The organism is Enterobacter cloacae complex sp. IR5459, assembly GCF_049238005.1.
Taxonomy (GTDB): Bacteria; Pseudomonadota; Gammaproteobacteria; order Enterobacterales; family Enterobacteriaceae; genus Enterobacter; species Enterobacter hormaechei_C.
Genome location: NZ_JBMKIG010000052.1, coordinates 1 through 2,137 on the forward strand (window position 1 = coordinate 1; position 2,137 = coordinate 2,137).

At 52.1% G+C, this 2,137-nt stretch carries 1 protein-coding gene and 2 pseudogenes; all 3 read left to right on the forward strand.

Translation table 11 applies throughout. The annotated features are described in order from the left end of the window. Positions 1 to 113 precede the first annotated feature (113 nt). Positions 114 to 1,364 (forward strand): annotated as a pseudogene (locus tag ACOTX4_RS25805) (Tn3-like element Tn3 family transposase); the annotation flags it as partial. Positions 1,365 to 1,432: 68 nt separating this feature from the next. Beyond that, positions 1,433 to 1,684: pseudogene (locus ACOTX4_RS25810) on the forward strand (chromate transporter); the annotation flags it as partial. Positions 1,685 to 1,694: 10 nt separating this feature from the next. After that, positions 1,695 to 2,000 (forward strand): PadR family transcriptional regulator, encoded by a 306-nt coding sequence (locus tag ACOTX4_RS25815; protein ID WP_000130000.1) that lies wholly within the window; start codon positions 1,695 to 1,697, stop codon positions 1,998 to 2,000. Positions 2,001 to 2,137 lie beyond the last annotated feature (137 nt).

The window sequence follows — 2,137 nt, forward strand, 5'->3', positions numbered from 1 at the left end:
GCTGAAAATGCCGGCCTTTGAATGGGTTCATGTGCAGCTCCATCAGCAAAAGGGGATGATAAGTTTATCACCACCGACTATTTGCAACAGTGCCGAAACGACTGAGCAAAATGATCAGTGATCTACTCCCTCCGGTGGATTTAACGGAGTTGCTGCTCGAAATTAACGCCCATACCGGATTTGCTGATGAGTTTTTCCATGCTAGTGAAGCCAGTGCCAGAGTTGATGATCTGCCCGTCAGCATCAGCGCCGTGCTGATGGCTGAAGCCTGCAATATCGGTCTGGAACCACTGATCAGATCAAATGTTCCTGCACTGACCCGACACCGGCTGAACTGGACAAAAGCGAACTATCTGCGGGCTGAAACTATCACCAGCGCTAATGCCAGACTGGTTGATTTTCAGGCAACGCTGCCACTGGCACAGATATGGGGTGGAGGAGAAGTGGCATCTGCAGATGGAATGCGCTTTGTTACGCCAGTCAGAACAATCAATGCCGGACCGAACCGCAAATACTTTGGTAATAACAGAGGGATCACCTGGTACAACTTTGTGTCCGATCAGTATTCCGGCTTTCATGGCATCGTTATACCGGGGACGCTGAGGGACTCTATCTTTGTGCTGGAAGGTCTTCTGGAACAGGAGACCGGGCTGAATCCAACCGAAATTATGACCGATACAGCAGGTGCCAGCGAACTTGTCTTTGGCCTTTTCTGGCTGCTGGGATACCAGTTTTCTCCACGCCTGGCTGATGCCGGTGCTTCGGTTTTCTGGCGAATGGACCATGATGCCGACTATGGCGTGCTGAATGATATTGCCAGAGGGCAATCAGATCCCCGAAAAATAGTCCTTCAGTGGGACGAAATGATCCGGACCGCTGGCTCCCTGAAGCTGGGCAAAGTACAGGTTTCAGTGCTGGTCCGTTCATTGCTGAAAAGTGAACGTCCTTCCGGACTGACTCAGGCAATCATTGAAGTGGGGCGCATCAACAAAACGCTGTATCTGCTTAATTATATTGATGATGAAGATTACCGCCGGCGCATTCTGACCCAGCTTAATCGGGGAGAAAGTCGCCATGCCGTTGCCAGAGCCATCTGTCACGGTCAAAAAGGTGAGATAAGAAAACGATATACCGACGGTCAGGAAGATCAACTGGGCACACTGGGGCTGGTCACTAACGCCGTCGTGTTATGGAACACTATTTATATGCAGGCAGCCCTGGATCATCTCCGGGCGCAGGGTGAAACACTGAATGATGAAGATATCGCACGCCTCTCCCCGCTTTGCCACGGACATATCAATATGCTCGGCCATTATTCCTTCACGCTGGCAGAACTGGTGACCAAAGGACATCTGAGACCATTAAAAGAGGCGTCAGAGGCAGAAAACGTTGCTTAACGTGAGTTTTCGTTCCACTGAGCGTCAGACCCCGATCAATGCCATTTTGGGAGCGTTTGCGCCGCAATACAGGCATCCAAGCTGCGCTGGCCGGGATCAATGCCGCTGTAGTCGGCTTGCTGCTGGCCGCGCTGTATCAGCCTGTATGGACTAGCGCCATCTTTCAGCCGCAAGACTTCGGCTTGGCATTAGTTGCCCTTGTCGCACTTATGTTCTGGAAGCTCCCGCCGTGGCTGGTTGTCCTCGGTAGCGGTGCAGCTGGGTGGCTGTTGAGCGTCGCTCTGTGAGGCACAAAAAATGACTGACAAAGACCTCTACGGCGGTTTGATCCGCCTGCACATCCTTCACCATGCAGCCGAGGAACCTGTCTTTGGGCTGGGGATCATCGAAGAGCTACGCCGACACGGCTACGAGATGAGCGCTGGCACCGTGTACCCGATGCTGCACGGCCTGGAAAAAAAAGGCTATCTGACCTCACGCCACGAACGCACCGGGCGACGTGAACGGCGTGTTTATGACATCACTGAACAAGGCAGAACTGCACTTGCTGATGCGAAAACAAAGGTCAAGGAGCTGTTCGGAGAGTTGGTAGAAGGTGGTTGAGTTTTTGCTTCTATGTCAGGTTGAGCTATACACTAACTGGATTGTCATTTTCAGAAGACGACTGCACCAGTTGATTGGGCGTAATGGCTGTTGTGCAGCCAGCTCCTGACAGTTCAATATCAGAAGTGATCTGCACC